Below are 18,856 nucleotides of genomic sequence, written 5' to 3'. Positions count from 1 at the left end.
TCCACGTGCCCAGTCAACCCCGGGCCGCACAGCCCACGACCGTCCTCCACCTCGTACAACCCGTCGACGGCGGTGTGGCCAGGGTCGTCACCGACCTCGTCCGCGCGCAGACCGCCGAAGGGCTGCGCACCGTCGTCGGGTGTCCGCCCGGAGGCACGCTCGGCGACGCCGCCCGCGCCGCCGGGGCCGAAGTGCTCACCTGGCGCGCCGGGCGGGCCCCCGGGCCCGGACTGCCCGCCGAGATCATCGGCGCCCGGCAGGTACTCCGCCGGGTACGCCCCGACCTCCTGCACGCCCACAGCGCCAAGGCCGGCCTCGCCGGCCGGCTCGCCGCACGCGGGAGCCTGCCCACCGTCTTCCAGCCCCACGCCTGGTCCTTCGACGCGGTCGGCGGGGCCACCGGCGCGCTCGCGCTGCGCTGGGAGCGCTACGGGGCCCGCTGGGCCGACCGGGTGCTCTGCGTCAGCGACGCCGAACGCCACGCGGGCGAGACCGAGGGGATCGCCGCCCGCTGGTCGGTGATCCGCAACGGCGTGGACCTGGACCACTTCCGCCCGGGCGGACCGGACCCCGACCGGGACCGGGCCCGGGCCCGCGCCGAACTGCCCCTGCCCACGGGCTTCCCCGCCGACGGGCCGCTCGCCGTCTGCGTGGGCCGGATCTGTCACCAGAAGGGGCAGGACATCCTGCTGCGGGCCTGGCCGGAGTTGCTCGCCGCCGTTCCCGGAGCCCGCCTCGCCCTCGTCGGCGACGGCCCCGACATCGAACGGTTGCGCCGCATCGCCCCACCCGCAGTGCACTTCGCGGGCGCCGCCGACGACATCCGACCGTGGCTTCGGGCCGCCGATCTCGTTGTACTGCCGTCGCGGTGGGAAGGCATGGCGCTCGCCCCGCTGGAAGCCATGGCCTGTGGCCGCCCGGTCCTGGTCTCCGACGTCAGTGGTGCCAGGGAGAGCCTGCCGCCGGGCCAGGGACGCCTGTGCCTGGTGCCGCCGGAGGACCCGACGGCCCTGGCCGAGGCCCTGGGACGGCTGCTCGCCGAGCCGCGGCTCCTCGCCGAACTCGGGGAGCAGGCCCGGCAGCACGCCCGGACCGACTTCGACGTGCGGCGGACCACGGACGCGGTCACCGGCCTGTACCACGAACTGCTGGGCAGGCCCCGGCCCTTGAACCAGGAGCGCATCAGCCGATGACCATGGACAGCGCACCCGCCCGGCACACCGGGCAGGGCGGCACGGGGCCCACCGGTGCAGGCGCCTTCGCGCCCGCGCACCCCGCGGCGGCCCGCCGGTCAGCGACCGCCATCCACCCCCCGCGCCGGCCCAGGGTCGAGCAGGCCCGCTCCGCCGTACGCCCCCGGCGCGTCCGCCGGCGCGGCCGCGTGCTCCCGCTGCTCACCACCGACGCGCTGGCCGCCGTACTCACCGCGACGACCCTGCCCGCGACCGCGCCGCCCGCCCTGTACGCGGCGCCCGTCCTGCTCGCCGCGCTGCACGCGCAGGCCGGGCTCTACCGGCCGAGGCTCGCCCCCTCCGCACTCCTCGAACTGCCCGTGCTGGCCGCCCGGTCCGCCGTCCTGTGGTGCTCGGTCGCCGCCGTGACGGCCGCCGCCGCCCCGGCCCGGGCCATGGGCTGGAGCGCCCTGCTCACCGCCGTCTGCCTGCAGGCCGTACTGGCCTGCGCGGGCCGCGGCCTCGTCAACCAGCTCCACCGCCGCTCGGCCGTACGCCGCCCCGCCTCCGCCCTCGTCGTCGGACCCGGCGCCGGGGCGAGCGCGGTGGCCGCCGCCCTGCACGGCCGCCCCGAGTTCGGGCTGCGCCCGGTCGGACTCGCCGACACCGCGACGCCCGCCGAAGGCGACGGCGGCACCCTGCCGCTGCTCGCCACCCACGAGGACATCCGGCGCGCGGTCATCCAGAACTCCGTCGGGCACGCGGTGTTCACCCGCCCCCCGGAGGCCGACGAGCGCACCGCCTCCCTGGTCCGCCTCTTCCACGACCACGGCTGCCGGCTGTGGCTCGCCGACCCGGCCGGCACCGCCAAGATCACCGGCATGCGGGTGGCGCACCCCACCGACCAGCTGTGGGGGTACGCCGTCCAGCCGCTGCTGCCGCGCCCGACCCGGCCGCTGGAGCGCTGGGCCAAGCGGGGCATCGACACCGTGCTCGCCCTGATCGCCCTGCTCGCCGCCGCACCCGTGATGGGGGCCTGCGCGCTGGCCGTACGGATCTGGGACGGGCCGGGGGTGATCTTCCGGCAGGAGCGGGTCGGCCTGTACGGGCGCCCCTTCACCCTGCTGAAGTTCCGCACCCTGCGCGCCGACGCGCACGAGGCCGCCACCCGCTGGACCGTCGCGGGTGACCGCGCGATGAGCCCGGTCGGCTCCTTCCTGCGCAAGTCCTCGCTGGACGAGCTCCCGCAGCTGTGGAACGTCGTACGCGGAGACATGGCCCTGGTCGGCCCGCGCCCCGAACGGCCTTTCTTCGTCGCCAAGTTCTCCACCGTCCACCCCGGCTACGAGGCCCGGCACCGGATGCCCGTCGGCATCACCGGCCTCGCCCAGATCAACGGCCTGCGCGGGGACACCTCCATCGAGGACCGGGCCCGCTTCGACAACCACTACATCGACACCTGGTCGTTGTGGCAGGACCTGTGGATCCTCGCCCGCACCGCGGCCTCCTTCTTCCGCTTCCGGCTGGGGGGCAGCTGATGAGCCTCGCCCTGACGGGCCGGTGGGCCCGGCCCGACGTGCCGGGTCTGCTGCGCCGGCACTGGCCGCTGCTGCCGCTCGCCGCGACCGTGCTGTTCCTGCTCGCCCCGCTCCCGGCCGGGGACGCCACCGCCTCCGGGAAGGTCGGCCCCGCCGACGCCGCCTCGCTGCTGCTGGTCCTCGTCTGCGCGGTGCAGGCGCTGCGCGGCCGGGTGCGGGAGCTGAGCCCGCTGGGCGTGCTCGTGCTCGGGGCGCCGGCCGTGGGCCTCGCGGTCGCCACGATGACCGCGGGGGATCCGTACGCCGCCCTGCCCGGCTTCGTGCGCTACCTCCAGGTCTTCGTCCTGGTCCCGGCGGCCGTGGTGCTGCTGGTGCGTGACGCGGCGGAGTTCCGGCTGGCCGCCGGGTGCTTCGTGGTCCTGGCGCTGGTGCAGGGCGCGGTGGGGGTCGTGCAGTACGCCACCCACACCGGGGCCTCGTACCAGGGCGAGGACGTCCGGGCCGTCGGCACCTTCGGCCCCGGTGACGTCATGGGCATGGCCACCGTCGTGGCGTACGGGCTGATCGTGGCGACCGCCGCCGCGCTCGCCCCGGGCCTGCCGCGCCGCCTGCGGCGGATCGCCGGCGGCTGCGCGCTCGTGCTGGTGCTTCCGCTGGTGCTGTCCTTCAGCCGGGGCGCGTGGATCGCCACCCTCGGCGCGGCGGTCCTGGTGATGGCCCTGGCCGGGATCCGGCGGGCCCTGAAGGTGGTCGCCGCGCTGGCGGCCGCCGGGGTGGTCCTGGTCGGCGGGTTCGGGGTCGGCTCGGAGATGGTCGCCGAGCGGCTCACCTCCATCACCCAGGTCTCCAGCGCCCCCGACCAGTCGGTGACCGACCGCTACACGATGTGGGCCGCCGCCGAGTCGATGTGGCGCGAGCGGCCGGCGGTCGGGGTGGGGCTCAAGGGCTTCCCGTCCCACCGGGACGGGCACGCCTCGCTGGGCCTGTCCTCCGGCAGCGACACCGCGGGCGCCGGCCAGGCGTACCTGCGCCAGCCGCTGCTCTCCCCGCACAACATGTACCTGCTGATCCTGAGCGAGCAGGGCCTGATCGGGCTGATCGCACTCGTCGGCGGCTGGGCGGCCCTGCTGGTGGCGGGGCTGCGCCGGCTCGCCTCCGGCGGCGGAGTCAGGGACTGCGGTCTGATCGCGATCGGACTGTTCGTGTGGCAGCTGACCGACTTCCTCTACGCGGACATCGGGGGGCCGTCCACGGTGCTGACCGGAGTGATCATCGGCCTGGCGGCCTGGTGGGCGCTTCCCTCCCGAGGAGCCGGTCCACTGCGTGGGGCCGCCGGTCCGGCGCGTGGGGCCGCCGCCGACAAGGAGGCTTCCGCCGGGGCGGGTTCACGGGGTAGGTCCCCCGGGGTTGCGGCTCGCCCGTGACGGACACCACGCCTTGGCGGCCCGCCTCCGGCCCCCCGGCCGGGGCGGGCCACGCCCGTGTCCCGGGCCCCCCGCCCCCCGGCTCCGCCGGCCACCCGCCGAGCGCCCCCGGGCCCGCGGGCCCCACGAGCGTGGGCGGGTCCGGTGGGTCGGGCCCGGCGGATCCCGGGTTCGTCACCGGCGGGATCCCGGGCGGCGAACCGGAGGCGCGTAGGGCCGTGTTCGGCTCCGCCGGGTATCCGGGTGGTGCCTCGGGCCGGCGCAGCGTACGGGTGGCGGCGCGGGCCGCGAGCGGCTCCGCCGACGCCCCCGGCGGGCGGAACCGGTGGCGCCAGGCCCGGCGCGCGAGCGGCTCCGGCGTCGGGTCCGAAGGCCGGGCGACCGGGTCCGCGACCCCCGCCACCCCCGCCGGGGGCACTCCCGCCCCCCCCGGCGGGAGCCAGCCGCTCGGCAGATTCCTGGCCAAGGCCGCCGCCGTCACCGCCGGGCTGACCGCCGCCGGGGCGCTGTTCGGTCTGGTGCGCGACCAGACCATCGCGCACCTCTTCGGAGCCGGGCACGAGAGCGACGCCTTCCTGATCGCCTGGACCGTGCCCGAGATGGCCTCGACGCTGCTGATCGAGGACGCCATGGCGCTGCTGATGGTGCCCGCCTTCAGCCACGCCCTGGCCCGGCGGGCCGCCGGCCGGGCCGGGCTCACCCGCCGGGAGGCCCGCGCGCAGGACCCCGTACGACTCCTGGTCGGGGCGACCCTGCCGCGTCTCGTCGTGCTCCTGGCCGCCGTCGCCACCGTCCTCGTGATGGCCGCGCCGGCCGTCGTCTCCGTGCTCGCCCCCGGCCTGCCCGACCCCGCACTCGCCGTCGAGTGCACCCGGCTCACCGCGCTCACGGTGCTCTCCTTCGGCATCGCCGGATACTTCAGTGCCGCACTGCGGGCGCACCGGTCCTTCCTGCCGCCCGCCGCGATCTACGTCTCGTACAACGTCGGCATCATCGGCACGATGGTGGCCCTGCACGCCGCGTGGGGCGTCCGGGCCGCCGCCGCGGGCGTCGCGGTCGGCGGACTCCTGATGGCGCTCGTCCAACTGCCCGCCTTCGTACGGAACGTGGGCTTCGGCCTGCCCCGCGTGAAGAAGGCCGCCCCGCGCTGCCAGCGCGACCGGGACCGTCCCACCCTCATCGCCTTCGGGGTCATCGCCCCCGTGATCTTCTTCGCCGTCTTCCGGCAGTCTCAGGTGCTCGTCGAGCGGTTCCTGGCCGCCTCGCTCCCGTCCGGTGCGATCTCCCATCTCAACTACGCGCAGAAGGTCGCGCAGATGCCGATGGTGCTCTCGCTGATGATCTGCACCGTCACCTTCCCGGTCGTCGCCCAGGCCATGGCCGGGGGCGAGCGGGAGAAGGCCCGGCGGCGGGTGGAGCAGGACCTCTCGCTGGCCTCGCTCGCCGTCCTGATGGGCACCGCACTCGTCGTCGGCTACGCGCCGCAGATCATCCAGGTCCTCTTCGAACGCGGCGCCTTCACCCACCAGGACACCCTCGCCACCGCCTCCGTCATGCGGGTCTACGCACTCGGACTCCTCGGCCACTGCCTCGTCGGCGCACTGTCCCGGCCCTTCTTCTCGACCGCCCGGCCCATCTGGTTCCCGGCGTTCGCGATGGGTGCCGGACTGCTCGTCAACGTCGTGGCCGGAGCCTTCGCCGTCCGCTGGTGGGGCACCTACGGCATCGCCGCCGCCAACGCCGCCGGCATCTCCACCACCGCCGCCCTGCTGCTCACCGGCCTCGGCTCGCGGATCATCGCCATCCAGGTCCGCCGGGTCGCCGGCAGCATCGGCCGGCTCGCCGTCGCCGCCGTCGCCGCGGCCGCCACCGGCTGGATCGCCGGCCCCATGATCCCCGACCCGATGCTCAGCGCCGCCCTCGGCTGCCTGTTGGTCCCGGCCATGTTCGGAGCCACCGGCATGACCATGCACGCCCTCGAAGTCATCGCCCTGCCCGGTCAGATCTCCCAGCTCACGCAGAGGTTCCGCAATGTCCGCTGACACCGACACGGCCCCCGCCGCCGTGGTGGTCCCCGCCCGCCGGGCCGCTTCGCCGTGGGTCCTGATGTACCACTCGGTCGCCGAGTTCACCGACCCCGCGGAGGACCCGTACGGGATCACCGTCACCCCGCTCGCCCTGGAGGCCCAGCTGCGGTGGCTGCGCTCCCGCGGCCTGCGCGGGGTGTCCGTCGGGGAACTGCTGCGGGCCCGCGCGGCCGGTCGCGGAGCGGGGCTCGTCGGTCTGACCTTCGACGACGGCTACACCGACTTCCTCACCCACGCGCTCCCGCTGCTGAGCCGCTACGACTGCACCTCCACCCTCTTCGTCCTGCCCGGGCGGCTCGGCGTGGACAACGTGTGGGATCCGCTGGGCCCCCGCAAATCCCTGCTCACCGCCGAGGGCATTCGTGAAGTGGCCGACGCCGGGCAGGAGATCGGCTCGCACGGACTGCTCCACCAGGACCTCACGGCGACCACCGACGACGTGCTCCAACAGGAACTGCGGGGCAGTCGTGACCTGTTGCGGGAGTTGACCGGCACCCTGCCCGAGGGGTTCTGCTACCCGTACGGGCACCTCGACGCCCGGGTCGTCGACGCCACCCGGGCCGCCGGTTACGGCTACGCCTGCGCCATCGACCCGGGCCGGCTCGCGGGCCCGCACGCCCTGCCGCGTACGCACGTCAGCCAGGCCGACGGCGGCGCGCGGCTGCGGATCAAGCAGTTCCGCCACCAGGCGCGCGAGCTGCGGCGCGGGGTGCAGCGGTGAAGGACCTCGGATCGGTCAAAGCCCTGCACATCATCACCGGCCTCGGCGTCGGCGGTGCCGAACAGCAACTGCGGCTGCTGCTGCGGCACATGCCGATGCCGTGCGACGTGCTGACCCTGACCAACCCCGGGCCCGTGGCCGAGGGGCTGCGTGCCGACGGGGTCCGGGTCGTCCACCTCGGCATGCGGGGCAACCGGGACCTGGGGGCGCTGCCCCGGCTGGTGCAGTTCATCCGGCGCGGCCGCTACGACCTCGTGCACACGCACCTGTACCGGGCCTGCGTCTACGGGCGCCTCGCGGCCCGGATCGCGGGCACCACGGCGACCGTGGCCACCGAACACTCGCTCGGCGAGGGCGAGATCGAGGGCCGGCCGCTGTCGGGCGGGGTGCGCAGGCTGTACCTGGCCAGTGAACGTCTGGGCGCGGCCACGGTGGCCGTCTCCGACACCGTGGCCGCCCGGCTGGAGGGGTGGGGGGTGCCGGCCGCGCGCGTGCACGTCGTACCCAACGGGATCGAGGCCGTCCGCTTCCGCTTCGACGAGGGCGTCCGGCGGGCCACCCGGGCCCGCACCGGGCTGCCCGAGCGGGCCTTCGTGGTCGGCGGGGTCGGCCGGCTGGTCCCCGGCAAGCGGTTCGACGTCCTGGTGCGGGCCGTCGCCGCGCTGCCGGGGGCGCACCTGCTGCTGGCCGGGGACGGGCCGGAGCGGGCGGGACTGCGCCGGCTGGCCGCCGAACTCGGCGCGCAGAGCCGGATCCACCTGCTGGGCGAGCGGGACCCGCTGGGGGACAGCGCGGACGGCCGCACCCCGGGCATCCCGGCGTTGCTGGCCGCCATGGACGTCTTCGTCTCCCCGTCGCGCGAGGAGGCCTTCGGCCTCGCCGTGGTGGAGGCCCTGGCCGCCGGACTCCCCGTCCTGCACGTGACCTGCCCGGCCATCGACGACCTGCCCGCCGCGCAGGCCCCCGGGGCCCGGCGGATCGGCACCGGCACCGAGGAACTGGTCGCGGCGCTGCGGGGCCACATGGAGGCGGGGGCGCGCCGGTTGCCCCCGCCGGCGGTGGTCCGTCGCTACGACATCGCCCGCAGCGCGCGGCAGCTGCTGGACGTGTACGACCTCGCCCTCTCGGCCGCGCCGGGCGCCGCCGGGGCGGCCAGGGGCGGCGCCGCCACCGACCCGCCGCCCGGTACCGGTGGCCCGACCGTCGTCGGTGCCCGGCGCGAACCGGTCGGGCCGGGACCGGCGGAGCCGACCGGCACCGGCTGATCCCTCCCCAGCCCGAAGGGGTCCCGACGGGACCCGAAGGAACTCCCCTCCACCCAGGAAGCGAGCACGTCCATGGCCGACACGTCCGAGAAGAACTCCGAGAAGTCCGAGAAGAAGGCCGAGAGCAGGCCGGAGAGCAGGTCCGAGCGGAAGCCGGACCACCGCTCCGAGCGGAGGCCGCGCCGCCGCAGGCCGGCGGCACCCCTGTGGTGGCCGCTGCCCGCCTGCGCCCTGCTGGGGCTGGCCGCGGGCGGGGCGTACGGGGTGCTCAAGGCCCCCGAGTACGCCGCCACCAGCTATGTCGTCGCCGTACCCGACGACACCACCGAGCCGGCCACCGCCCTCGGCTTCGCGCAGGCCTACGCCCGCATCGCGACCAGCAGTTCCACCCTCGCCTACGCCCAGCCGCGGGCCGGCATCGGCGCAGCGAAGCTGCGGACCCAGGTACGCGCCGAGACCTCCCCCGAGTCCCCGATGATCGCCGTCACGGGTACCTCGAAGAGCCCCGCCGAGGCCGCCGACATCGCGAACGCGGTCGCCGACGCCCTGTCCCTGAGCAGCAATCAGGCAGCCAAGAACACCGGCGTCCAGCTGCTCCTGTTCAACCAGGCGGTCGCCCCGTCCGAGCCCGCCTCCCCCTCCGCCGCCATCAGCGGCGCCGTCGGCATGTGCGCCGGTGGGCTGCTGGGCGGGCTGTGGCTGCTCGCCCGGCCGGGCCGCGCACGGCGTACCGAGGACGACGCGACGGGCTCCCGGAGCCGGTCCGTGGACGGGGCCTCGGTCGATTCCTCGGTGGTGGCCGCCGCCGAGACCCCGGTCGAGGAGTACGCCTCGCTGCCCGCGCAGGGTGAGCCGGTCTCGGCCAAGGAGAAGGAGTCCGTTCGATGAGTTCGGGCTGCGCCGGGGGCCTGTCGGTGACGCTGTGCCGCGACCCCCGGCAGTTCGCCGCGCTGGAGGAGTCCTGGAACAGGCTCTTCCGCGGCTGCCCCACCGCCACCCCCTTCCAGAGCCACGCCTGGCTGCACTCCTGGTGGCTCTCGTACGGCAAGGACGGCCGGCTCCGGATCGTCCTCGTCCGGCGCGGCGAGGAGCTGGTCGGCGCGGCCGCCCTGATGCTCGTCCATCGGCCGATGCCGCTGTTGGTGCCGCTCGGCGGATCCATCACCGACTACTTCGACGTGCTCGTCGCGGCGGAGCACGCCGACCAGGTCGTGCCGGCGCTGGCCCACGGGCTGCACCGGGCCGCCCGCGGCGCCGTCGTGGACCTGCGGGAGGTACGTCCCGGGGCCGCCGCCGAGCATCTGTACCGGCAGTGGCCCGGGGTCTCCAGCGCGCTCACCGACTCCACGTGCATGGAGCTGCCGACGCTGCCGTTCGACGAACTGGTCAAGCGGATGCCGGCCTCCGGCGCCCAGCGGGTGCGGGCCAAGCTGCGCAAGACCGACGCGGCCGGCATCGAGGAGCACGAGGTCGCCGAGCAGGAGGTGCCGCGCGCCGTACGGACCCTGCTGCGGCTGCACGAGAAGCAGTGGCGCGGCCGTGGGGTGACGCCCGAGCACCTGCGGCCCCGCTTCGCCGAGCACCTGACCCGGGCCACCCGGCGGATGGTGCGGGCCGGGGAGAGCCGGCTGACGGAGTTCCGGCTGGACGGGAAGGTGGTGGCGGCCAACGTCACGCTGCTGTCGTCCGGGCTCAGCGGCGGCTACCTGTACGGGGCCGACCCCGACCTGCGGAACCGGAAGGTGGACGTCGCGACGCTGCTGCTGCGCTACGAGGCCGGGCGGGCCCTCGCCGAGGGCCGCCCGGTGGTGAGCTTCCTGCGCGGCAACGAACCGTACAAGAACCACTGGCGGCCCGAAACGGTCGTCAACCGGCGGTTCCTGCTGGCCACCGCGGCGCTCGCGCCCCTGCTGCGCGTACACGAGTCGCAGGTGACGGGGCGCGAGCGGGCGGTGGACGTGCTGCGGGAGGCGCTGCCGGCCGCCAGGGACTGGCGGGCGCGGCTCAACGAACTGCGGGTGCGATGACCCGTCTAGAAGGGCCAGATGCCGGAGTTCTTGCCGAAGTCCACCTTGATGCAGACCGACTGCGTGCCGACCAGCTTGGAGAGCCACTCGCCGAAGTTGAGCGGCACGCACCAGTGCTTGCTGTTGACGGGCGGCGGTGTGGGCTGCGGCAGGGGCTTCGGCGGCGTGGGCTCGGGCTTCGGCGTGACCGGCCCGGGGGTGACCGGCGAGGGCGCCGGGACCTGCGGTGTCGGGACCGCCGGCGAGGGCAGGGGAGCGGGCTCGTCCTCGGGGTCGGTGTCGGGGTCGGTGTCGGGGACCTCGGGTGTCGGGACGGGCGGGCTGGGCGTGACCGGCAGCGGGACCTGCGGACTCGGGGCGACCGGGCTCGGGGTGACGGGCGCCGGGGTGACCGGGCCGGGGCTGACCGGAGCGGGGCTGACCGGCGCCGGGGTGACCGGTGTCGGGACGAGCGGGCTCGGGCTGACCGGCGGCGGGGTCTGCGGGTCGGTGGCCACCGGGGTGGGCGTGGGCGTCGGAGTCACGGGCGTGGGCACCACGGGCGTCGGGACCACCGGCGTCGGCGTGGGGATCTGCGGCGTGGGGATCTGCGGCGTCGGGACCTGAGGAGTGGGCACCTGAGGAGTGGGCACCTGGGGCGTCGGGACCACCGGCGTCGGGACCACCGGCGTCGGGACCACCGGGGTGGGGACCACCGGGGTGGGCACCACCGGGGTCGGGACCACCGGGCCCGGGCGCTCGGGCGTCAGCGCGTCGCGGAAGGCCTTGGCGGAGTCCGGGTTGTCCTTGCACTGCCACACGCCGTGCGGACAGTAGTCGGTGATGGTGTGGTAGAGCGGCTTGTGCTGCGCGATCCACTTCAGCATGCGCCGCACGTACTCCGGATTGTCCCCGCGCCGGAACAGGCCCCACTCCGGGTAGGAGATCGGCTTGCCGTGTGCTTTCGCGAAGTCGACCTGCTGCTGGAGCCCGTACGGCTGGGTGATCTGGTCGTCGAAGGTCTGACCGGGACCCTGGTCGTACGAATCCATCCCGATGACGTCGACCACGTCGTCGCCCGGGTAGCACTTCGTCCAGCCGATGGCGTCCGTGCCCCTGTTCGGGGCGAAGTCGAACCTGAACTTCTGCCCGGGGACGGAGCGCATCGTCCGGACGATGCGCTTCCAGTACGCCTTCCAGTTCTCCGGGTCCGGACCGCACCGGTGGGTGTAGGTGATGCCGTTCATCTCCCAGCCGAGCACGATCACCGTGTCCGGGACGCCCAGCTCCACCAGCCGCTCGGCCAGCCGCTGGAAGTGCCGGTCGTACTCGCCCGCCGCGCCCGCCCTGATCAGCCGGGCCACCTGACGGTCGGGCACCCGGCCCTCGTTCCGTTCCTGCATGGGCACGTTGAGGACGAACAGCCGGTCGTCCTCGGCCCGGCGCCAGTCGGCCCAGTTCTCCAGGAACGACACCCGACCCTCGATGCCCGCCCAGGAGTCGCCGGGCAGATAGGTGTGGCCGACCCGGATCTCCTTGCCGCCCAGCCAGTTCGACAGGTGCGGGATCCGGGCCACGCCGGGCGGCCCGTAGTCGAGATAGGCGCCCATGGCGATGTCGGAGCCCTCGGGCCGGTCGTTCTCGGGCGTCGTGAGGGCGGCTCCGGTGGCCAGCAGTCCGGCCGTGACCGTACCGATGCAGGTGCTCGCCAGTCGGCGGCGTGGTCTGGGCATGGCGTCTCCCGAGCTTTCCTGAATCGGTGTGCTTGCCGAAGACGTTAGGCATCACATCTGACGAATGGCCTGTCCGGTGACTGCCGCGTAGGCCATTCGCAGGTGCGCACCACCCCCGCTTGGTCCGACTAGGTGAAAGACACCGCTGCCATGCCCGCGTATCTCAACCATGTGCCCGCCGTTGTGCTCAGACTCGATCGCAATCCGTTCCACCACGGAACCCTCGGCGCCGTCAGATCCCTTGGCCGCAAGGGCGTGGAGGTCCATGCCGTCGTCGAGGCCGGGGGAGGTCCCATGGGGCGTTCGCGTTATCTGCGCGCCGTGCATCCGGGGCCCGCGGGCGGGTTGGACCCCGAGGCGCCGGAGGCGTTGCTGGAGTGTCTGACCGAGGTGTCGGAGCGGATCGGCCGGCCGGCCGTGCTCATCGCCATGGACGACCTGAGCGCGATCGCCGTGTCCCGGGTCGCGCCGACGCTCCGCGAGCGTTTCCGGATCCCCCATCAGCCCGACAACCTGCCCGCCCGGGTGGCCGACAAGGCCGAGCTGTCGCGGCTCTGCGCGCGCTGGGACGTCCCGCACCCGGAGACCGTGATTCCGGCGAGCGGGGCCGAGGCGGCCGAGGCGGCCTGGCGGCTCGGCCTGCCGGTGATCGCCAAGTGGAGCCGGCCCTGGCTGCTGCCGACCGGGGCCGACGGGCTGCGCAGCACCATGCTCGTGCACACCGCCGCCGAGGCGCGCCGGCTGTACGAGCGCTCCGTCGAGGCCGGGAGCCGGCTGCTGCTCCAGCGGTTCCTGCCGGCCGGGGCGGACACCGACTGGTTCTTCCACGGCGCCTTCGCACGGGGCGGGCGTCCGCTGCTCGCCGGTTCGGGTCGCAAGGAGCTGTCCTGGCCGGTGCGGACGGGGCTGACGGCCGTGGGGCGCTGGCTGCCGGATCCGGCGGTGGAGGAGGCGGGGCTGCGGCTCGCCGAACGCCTGGGCTACCAGGGGATCCTGGACCTGGACTTCCGCCGTGACGAGCGGGGCTGCTTCCGGCTGGTGGACTTCAACCCGCGGCCCGGAGCGCAGTTCCGGCTGTTCGCGGACTCGGCCGGGCTGGACGTCGTCCAGGCCATGTATCTGGACCTGACGGGCCAGCAGGTCCCGCAGCCCTCGGGCGGACCGGGCCGGGTGTTCGTCGCCGAGAACTACGCGCTGCTGGCGCGGATCCGCGGCGGTTCGATGCCGCGTCGCCCGGCGGCGGTCCCCGCGGTGCCGGCCGGGTCGGCGGGGGCGGCCGCGTCCTCGGCGCCGGCCGCGCAGCGCGGGACGGGGCCGAAGGGGGCCCCGAAGCGGACCGCCGAACGGGGGCGCGTCGAGACGGCCTGGTTCGCCGCCGACGACCTGCTGCCGTTCCTGGCGATGCTGGGCGCCCTGCTGGGGCGGGGCGCGGGCAAGGGCGTACGGGCGCTGCGCGGGGTTCCGGAGCAGGGCCGTCGTACGGCGCTCGCGGTCGTCCGCGCGCCCCGGCAGCGCGGCCGGAGCCAGTCGGAGGACGGCCCCGCGGGATCCGCGGCTCCGTCCTCCCGACCCGTTCCGCCGGGGGCCTCGGCCGAGCCGGACGAGCTGGTGACCCGTTGACCCACCGTCGCGGCGACCGCGCCGGACCGGTGACCATCGAGCTGGAGGAGCGGCGTTGACGCGGATGGACGATCTCGTGGTGATCGGCGCGGGCCCGTACGGGCTGTCGATCGCCGCCCATGCGGCGGCCGCGGGGCTCGATGTACGGCTGCTGGGGCGGCCGATGGCCTCGTGGCGCGACCACATGCCCGACGGCATGTACCTGAAGTCGGAGCCCTGGTCGTCCAACCTGTCCGCGCCGGACGGGCGGCACACCCTGGCCGACTACTGCGCCACGCTCGGCGTGCGCGCGGAACACGGCACTCCGCTGCCGATCGGGACGTTCAGCGCGTACGGGATGTGGTTCGCGCGGCAGGCGGCCCCCGAGGTGGAGGAGGTGACCGTCCTGGAGGTGACTCCGCAGGGTGACGGCTTCCGCGTCCGCACCGCCGAGGGACCGCCCCTGCTCGCCCGTACGGTGGCCCTCGCGGTCGGGGTGATGCCCTTCGTCCGCCATCCCGAGGCGCTGCGGGAGCTGCCGCCCACGCACTACTCCCACAGCAGCGGCCACCGGGACCTGAGCGGCTTCGCGGGTCGTGAGGTCGCCGTGCTCGGAGCCGGACAGGCGGCCCTGGAGACGGCTGCCCTGCTGGCCGAGCAGGGCGCCCAACCCTGTCTGGTCGCCCGGCGCACCCGGCTGAACTGGAACACCGTCCCGCAGCCCCTGGACCGGACCCCGCTGCGGGCGCTGCGCGATCCCCACAGTGGCCTCGGTACCGGCTGGCGCAGCTGGGTGTGGTCGGAGCTGCCCGGTGCGGTGCGCCGGCTGCCCGCGCCCACCCGGGAGCGGATCGCCGCCACGGCGCTGGGCCCGGCCGGTGCCTGGTGGCTGCGGGACCGCTTCGAGCGGCGCGTCCCCGTCCTGCTCGGACACCGGCTGCACCGGGCGGTGGCGGCGGGCGAGCGGATCCGACTCGGGCTGACCACCGGGGCCGGGGAATCGGTGGTGCTGGACACCGCCCACGTCATCGCGGCCACCGGCTTCGCCCCGGAGCTGGCCCGGCTGGAGCTGCTCGACGCGGGGCTGCGGGCGGCGCTGGAGACCGTGGGGGAGAGCGGGGCGCCGGAGCTGAGCCGCGGGTTCGAGTCCTCGTGGCCCGGGCTGTTCTTCGCGGGGCTGCTGACGGCTCCCTCATTCGGCCCTTCCATGCGATTCGTACACGGCGCGGGCTTCACGGCGGGGAGACTGGTGAGAGGAGTCCGCAAGCGCCTCGGTGCCCGGGGTCCGCGGCCGGGTTCCCCCGGTGTCGCCCGGCCCGGCCGGGCTGCCACCCCCGGGCGGGTTCCGGGGGTACCTCCAGGGCATCCGAAGTCGTATCTGCGGTGAGATCCGCGGAGAGAGGGGTCCGTGATGAGCTCGGAGCGAGGGCAGGGCCGCGGCTGGGTACGCATTCCCGCCAGTCGCGGGGAACAGGGAGCCGGTCGGGCCAGGGCCGCCGGGTACGACCGCACCGCGTACGCGGGGCCGTACGCGGGCCCGTACGCGACGGCCTCGTCCGCCGACCAGCCCACGATCTACCTCTCCATGGTCAAGCGCTGGCGGGAGGCCGGTCGCACCCTGCCGGGGCATCCTGACGAGGAGTGGGAGCGGCTGATCTCCCAGCCGTGCTGGCCCGGCCGTTAGGTGGTGTGGAAGGTGGCAGCGGCGGAACGGGACGGACCCGAGCCGGTCCGGCGGTCCCCCGGAACCGGGCCGGGGGAGCGGTTCGCGCTCAACGGCATGGGCAGTCTCGAATGGGACCTGGTCGCCGGGACGGTGGTGCTGGACGAGGCCGCGCTGGAGGTCTTCGACCTCGGTCCGGAGGAGTTCGACGGCACCGTGCCCGGTATCGGGCTGCGGGTCCCGCGCGAGGACGGGCTGCGGCTGACCGACATCATCGAGGGGGTCCTGGCCGGCAGCGCGGACACGTACGGCGCGTACTTCATGGTGCGGCGGCGCGACGGCCGCGACCAGTGGACCCACACGGCGGGCCGCGTGCTGCGGGACGGCTCGGGGCGGCCGGAGCGGATCGTGGGGATCGTCCGGGACGCGACCGCGGAGCTGGCCCAGGCGACGCTGCTGCGCAAGTTGGAGGCGGCGCGGGCCCAGCAGACGACGATCGTGCAGCGGACCACGGAGGCCCTGTCGCGGGCGGTGACGGTCGACGACGTGACGGCGGCGCTGACCGGGGCGGGCGCGCTGGAACGGCTCGGTGCGGACGGGCTGGCCCTGGGGCTGGTCGAGGGCGGCAGCATCAAGATCATCGCGCTGAGCGGGGAGTCCCTGGAGATCCTCAGCGAGCGCCGGTTCACCCGACTCGACGGTTCGCTGCCGCTGTCGCACACGGTGCTCACCCGGCAGGCACGTTTCGTCACCTCGCTCGCCGAGCTCGGCGACGAGTTCCCGCTCCTCGCGGACTACCTGAACCGGATCCGGTACGACGCCGCCGCCTACCTGCCCCTGATCGCGCAGGCCAAGGCCATCGGCGGGCTGGTCCTGTTCTACCGGCGGCGCACCGAGTTCAGCCCGGAGGAACGCAACCTGTGCCTGGGCCTGGCGGGCATCGTGGCCCAGTCACTCCAACGGGCGCTCCTGTTCGACCAGGAGCGGGAGTTCGCGACCGGCCTGCAGGCGGCCATGCTGCCGCGCCGGATCCCCGAGATCAGCGGCGGGGAGATCGCGGTCCGCTACCACGCGGCCTGGAGCGGACGGGAGGTCGGCGGGGACTGGTACGACGTGATCTCGCTGCCCCGTGACCGGGTGGGCGTGGTGGTGGGCGACGTCCAGGGCCACGACACGCACGCGGCGGCGATCATGGGTCAGCTGCGAATCGCGCTGCGGGCCTATGCGGGGGAGGGCCATCCGCCGTCCACGGTGCTGGCCCGGGCCTCGCGCTTCCTCGCCGAGTTGGACACCGAGCGCTTCGCCACCTGCATGTACGCGCAGGTGGATCTGGAGACGGGAGGCGTACGGGCGGTCCGCGCGGGCCACCTCGGACCGCTGATCCGGCACACGGACGGCCGTACGGGCTGGCCCAAGGTGCGCGGTGGCCTGCCGCTCGGGCTGGCCTCGCTCTTCGAGCACGAGGAGTTCCCCGAGACCCGGCTCGACCTGGTCCCCGGGGAGACCATGGTGCTGTGCACGGACGGCCTGGTGGAGGAGCCGGGCACCACCATCACCGCCGGGATGGACGCGCTCGCCCAGGCGGTGCGCAGCGGTCCGCAGGGGGCCGGGGCGCTCGCCGACCACCTCTCCGACCGTCTCTGGGAGCGCTGGGGCTCCGGCGACGACGTGGCCCTGCTGGTGCTGCGCCGGGCCCCCGACCCGGGCACGCACCGGGCGCCGCGCATCCACCAGTACGTCCACCAGGCCGACCCGGAGGGGCTCTCGGAGGCCCGCTACGCCTTGCGTCAGGCCCTGCGCGACTGGGGCATGCCGGAGCTCGCCGACGACGTGGAGGTCGCGGCGGGGGAGTTGCTGGTCAACGCCCTGCTGCACACGGACGGCGGGGCGGTGCTGACGATGGAGGTGCTCCCGGAGCCGGTCCGGCGGATCCGGCTGTGGGTCAAGGACCGCTCCAGCGTGTGGCCGCGCCGGCGCACCCCGGGCGAGGCGGCCACCACGGGGCGCGGGCTGCTGTTGGTGGACGCGCTGGCCACGCACTGGGGCGTGGAGTCCCGGGGCGACGGCAAGGCGGTGTGGTGCGAGTTCGACGCCGCGGGCAGGAGCCGGAGCGGCGGGTGACCGATCGATCACCCCGAGTTGTGGGGCGTCGCGGGCGGGGTGATGATGCGAGCCATGGAACGGATCGTGTGGTGCGCGGGCTGACCAAGGCCGCCGTGACGGGCGGACTGGCCGTACTCCTGCTGGTGGCCGGGGTGCCGGCGGTCGTGGACTGGGCGACGGGGCGACCGCACGCCGACCCCGCGTGCCGGTCGGTGGCCTTCATGTCGATGACGGACGTCTCCCCCGACTGCCGGTAGCGGCGGCTACCGGCCCCGGGGCGCGTGCCGCGGGCGCGCGTCGCACGTCGCGGGCCCGCACCGTTCAGTGCTCGCGGACCTCGACGCTCCGCGCGTCCTGGGCGACGGTGGTGATCGACCTCGGCATCAGGCCCGAGAACCGGACCTCCTGGAGCTCGGCGGTGACCGCCGCGCGGCCCGGGTGCACGTTCGCGTAGGCCCCCGGCGCGTTCGCCACCCAGCGGCGCTCCTGTCCGTCGCAGACGATCTGCTCCGCGCCGACGCTCAGCCGGCCGCCACCCTCCTGTGCGACGGTCGCCTTGATCTGCATCGCTCCCATGGGTGACGCCTGCTCGCAGTGGTACGTCCCGGAAAGGGTGACGGCGCCGTCGTGGGCGACGTACGCGTCCTGTACGGAAATCCCCTGCTCGAAAACGGTGGCGCCGGCCGGGGCGGTGAAAAGCGTGGTGGCGGCCAGTGCGGAGAAGGCCGCGAGTGACATTCGGCGGGCGGAGATGCGCATTCATTCCTCCAGGTGCGTCGGACGGCGGGATTCCGCCGGAACGCATTGTGCTGGCAGGTGGGCGTACGCACGTGATCCGTGCGCTCGTGTCGTTGTGCGCAATTACCTCCCCAGGCGCGTGAAACTTGCCGAAATCACCCCCGAAGGGATCTTGCATGCGCCAGCCCGCCCTCCCGCTGCCCGTTCTCGTCCTGCTCCCGCTGTTGCTGCTCGGTGCCACCGCCTGTCAGAGCGCCCCCCAGCCGGACGCGCTCGCGCCCGGCGCCGCGCCGGCGGTGCTGGTGGACGACGGGGCGCCGGGTGCGATGGAGGCTCCCGCACGGCCCGCCGTGAAGGACGCCCATGTGGGTGGCACCGCACGGGTGCACGGCGCCCAGGTCGGCCGACACCTCCAGGTCGATCTCGGAGCGTTCGTCGACCCGGCGATCAGCGTGGACAAGAACTTCGCGCCGCCCGCCGGGAAGCGCTGGGTGGCCGCCTCGATGTCCTTCGTCAACGTGGGCGGGGCCTCGTACGGGGCGCTCGGGCGCATGTGGGCGCACGACAGCGCGGGGCGGCGTCACCCGGTGGTGAGGACCGGCGAGCTGACCACCGGCAAACCGATCGTCTTCGATTCCCTGGAGGTCGGTGAGCGGGCCGAGGGGTGGGTGGTGTTCGAAATTCCGGAAAGCGCGCGCATTGTGCGTCTCCAGTACCAGGACGCGAACACGCAGGCGAATCCCGGAGAGGGATTCTGGACCGTCTAGCCCGCCCGGGTGAAGGGCCGTGAAAGGGTCGGCGGAGAGA

At 74.8% G+C, this 18,856-nt stretch carries 16 protein-coding genes; 14 read left to right on the top strand and 2 right to left on the bottom strand.

The genetic code is table 11. From position 1 onward, the window contains the following. Window positions 1-5 precede the first annotated feature (5 nt). The 8 genes from ACGFYY_RS23140 (at window position 6) to ACGFYY_RS23105 (ending at window position 10,234) form a co-directional block, all read left to right on the top strand. Entirely contained in the window at window positions 6-1,193 is a 1,188-nt protein-coding gene (locus ACGFYY_RS23140) for a glycosyltransferase (RefSeq protein ID WP_393711924.1), read from the top strand. Continuing rightward, window positions 1,190-2,710, top strand: coding sequence for an exopolysaccharide biosynthesis polyprenyl glycosylphosphotransferase (locus tag ACGFYY_RS23135; RefSeq protein ID WP_393711921.1), 1,521 nt, complete (start codon window positions 1,190-1,192; stop codon window positions 2,708-2,710). The genes ACGFYY_RS23140 and ACGFYY_RS23135 overlap by 4 nt, the downstream gene beginning before the upstream one ends. Next, window positions 2,710-4,134, top strand: a complete 1,425-nt coding sequence (locus ACGFYY_RS23130) for an O-antigen ligase family protein (RefSeq protein WP_393711919.1) — start codon at window positions 2,710-2,712, stop codon at window positions 4,132-4,134. The genes ACGFYY_RS23135 and ACGFYY_RS23130 overlap by 1 nt, the downstream gene beginning before the upstream one ends. Before the next feature lie 218 nt (window positions 4,135-4,352). Next, a complete protein-coding gene (murJ, locus tag ACGFYY_RS23125; RefSeq protein ID WP_393711917.1) occupies window positions 4,353-6,176 on the top strand; it encodes a murein biosynthesis integral membrane protein MurJ in 1,824 nt (607 codons plus the stop codon). After that, a complete protein-coding gene (locus ACGFYY_RS23120; RefSeq protein ID WP_393711915.1) occupies window positions 6,166-6,942 on the top strand; it encodes a polysaccharide deacetylase family protein in 777 nt (258 codons plus the stop codon). Before murJ ends, ACGFYY_RS23120 begins: the two co-directional genes overlap by 11 nt. Beyond that, complete coding sequence (locus ACGFYY_RS23115) at window positions 6,939-8,207, top strand: glycosyltransferase (protein WP_393711913.1); 1,269 nt, start codon at window positions 6,939-6,941, stop codon at window positions 8,205-8,207. The genes ACGFYY_RS23120 and ACGFYY_RS23115 overlap by 4 nt, the downstream gene beginning before the upstream one ends. Window positions 8,208-8,279: 72 nt before the next feature. Then, complete coding sequence (locus tag ACGFYY_RS23110; RefSeq protein ID WP_393711911.1) at window positions 8,280-9,095, top strand: lipopolysaccharide biosynthesis protein; 816 nt, start codon at window positions 8,280-8,282, stop codon at window positions 9,093-9,095. Next, on the top strand, window positions 9,092-10,234 hold the full coding sequence (locus ACGFYY_RS23105) for a GNAT family N-acetyltransferase (protein WP_393711909.1): 1,143 nt from the start codon (window positions 9,092-9,094) through the stop codon (window positions 10,232-10,234). The genes ACGFYY_RS23110 and ACGFYY_RS23105 overlap by 4 nt, the downstream gene beginning before the upstream one ends. A 5-nt stretch (window positions 10,235-10,239) precedes the next feature. Here the strand turns inward: ACGFYY_RS23105 and ACGFYY_RS23100 are convergent, their stop codons facing one another. Further along, window positions 10,240-11,946, bottom strand: a complete 1,707-nt coding sequence (locus tag ACGFYY_RS23100) for a glycosyl hydrolase (protein WP_393711907.1) — start codon at window positions 11,944-11,946, stop codon at window positions 10,240-10,242. A 150-nt stretch (window positions 11,947-12,096) separates the two neighbouring features. On the opposite strand from ACGFYY_RS23100, the gene ACGFYY_RS23095 reads away from it, so the two are divergent. The 5 genes from ACGFYY_RS23095 (at window position 12,097) to ACGFYY_RS23075 (ending at window position 17,568) form a co-directional block, all read left to right on the top strand. After that, window positions 12,097-13,566 carry an ATP-grasp domain-containing protein gene (locus ACGFYY_RS23095; RefSeq protein ID WP_393711905.1) on the top strand — a complete coding sequence of 490 codons (1,470 nt, stop codon included), beginning with the start codon at window positions 12,097-12,099 and terminating at the stop codon, window positions 13,564-13,566. A gap of 64 nt (window positions 13,567-13,630) precedes the next feature. Further along, window positions 13,631-14,932 (top strand): NAD(P)-binding domain-containing protein, encoded by a 1,302-nt coding sequence (locus tag ACGFYY_RS23090; RefSeq protein WP_393711903.1) that lies wholly within the window; start codon window positions 13,631-13,633, stop codon window positions 14,930-14,932. A gap of 24 nt (window positions 14,933-14,956) precedes the next feature. Further along, window positions 14,957-15,229 carry a hypothetical protein gene (locus tag ACGFYY_RS23085; RefSeq protein ID WP_393711901.1) on the top strand — a complete coding sequence of 91 codons (273 nt, stop codon included), beginning with the start codon at window positions 14,957-14,959 and terminating at the stop codon, window positions 15,227-15,229. 12 nt (window positions 15,230-15,241) lie between these two features. Next, window positions 15,242-17,329 (top strand): SpoIIE family protein phosphatase, encoded by a 2,088-nt coding sequence (locus tag ACGFYY_RS23080; protein ID WP_393711899.1) that lies wholly within the window; start codon window positions 15,242-15,244, stop codon window positions 17,327-17,329. Window positions 17,330-17,400: 71 nt separating this feature from the next. Beyond that, entirely contained in the window at window positions 17,401-17,568 is a 168-nt protein-coding gene (locus ACGFYY_RS23075; protein WP_365267768.1) for a hypothetical protein, read from the top strand. Between the two features lie 64 nt (window positions 17,569-17,632). On the opposite strand, the gene ACGFYY_RS23070 is transcribed toward ACGFYY_RS23075, so the two are convergent. Further along, entirely contained in the window at window positions 17,633-18,070 is a 438-nt protein-coding gene (locus ACGFYY_RS23070; protein WP_393711896.1) for a DUF6299 family protein, read from the bottom strand. A gap of 155 nt (window positions 18,071-18,225) precedes the next feature. Between ACGFYY_RS23070 and ACGFYY_RS23065 the strand changes: the two genes are divergently transcribed. Beyond that, on the top strand, window positions 18,226-18,816 hold the full coding sequence (locus tag ACGFYY_RS23065; RefSeq protein ID WP_393711894.1) for a hypothetical protein: 591 nt from the start codon (window positions 18,226-18,228) through the stop codon (window positions 18,814-18,816). The last annotated feature ends 40 nt before the right edge of the window (window positions 18,817-18,856 follow it).

This window comes from Streptomyces sp. NPDC048331, assembly GCF_043201215.1.
GTDB lineage: Bacteria > Actinomycetota > Actinomycetes > Streptomycetales > Streptomycetaceae > Streptomyces.
Note: the sequence above shows the minus strand (reverse complement) of the source record. Positions and strands in the feature narration are given on the sequence as shown.

Coding starts and splice junctions, on each gene's coding strand:
- ACGFYY_RS23085 (WP_393711901.1), top strand. CDS start 14,957: ATGAGCTCGGAGCGAGGGCAGGGCCGCGGCTGGGTACGCATTCCCGCC.
- ACGFYY_RS23105 (WP_393711909.1), top strand. CDS start 9,092: ATGAGTTCGGGCTGCGCCGGGGGCCTGTCGGTGACGCTGTGCCGCGAC.
- ACGFYY_RS23065 (WP_393711894.1), top strand. CDS start 18,226: ATGCGCCAGCCCGCCCTCCCGCTGCCCGTTCTCGTCCTGCTCCCGCTG.
- ACGFYY_RS23095 (WP_393711905.1), top strand. CDS start 12,097: ATGCCCGCGTATCTCAACCATGTGCCCGCCGTTGTGCTCAGACTCGAT.
- ACGFYY_RS23120 (WP_393711915.1), top strand. CDS start 6,166: ATGTCCGCTGACACCGACACGGCCCCCGCCGCCGTGGTGGTCCCCGCC.
- ACGFYY_RS23135 (WP_393711921.1), top strand. CDS start 1,190: ATGACCATGGACAGCGCACCCGCCCGGCACACCGGGCAGGGCGGCACG.
- ACGFYY_RS23070 (WP_393711896.1), bottom strand. CDS start 18,070: ATGCGCATCTCCGCCCGCCGAATGTCACTCGCGGCCTTCTCCGCACTG.
- ACGFYY_RS23100 (WP_393711907.1), bottom strand. CDS start 11,946: ATGCCCAGACCACGCCGCCGACTGGCGAGCACCTGCATCGGTACGGTC.
- ACGFYY_RS23130 (WP_393711919.1), top strand. CDS start 2,710: ATGAGCCTCGCCCTGACGGGCCGGTGGGCCCGGCCCGACGTGCCGGGT.
- ACGFYY_RS23110 (WP_393711911.1), top strand. CDS start 8,280: ATGGCCGACACGTCCGAGAAGAACTCCGAGAAGTCCGAGAAGAAGGCC.
- ACGFYY_RS23090 (WP_393711903.1), top strand. CDS start 13,631: ATGGACGATCTCGTGGTGATCGGCGCGGGCCCGTACGGGCTGTCGATC.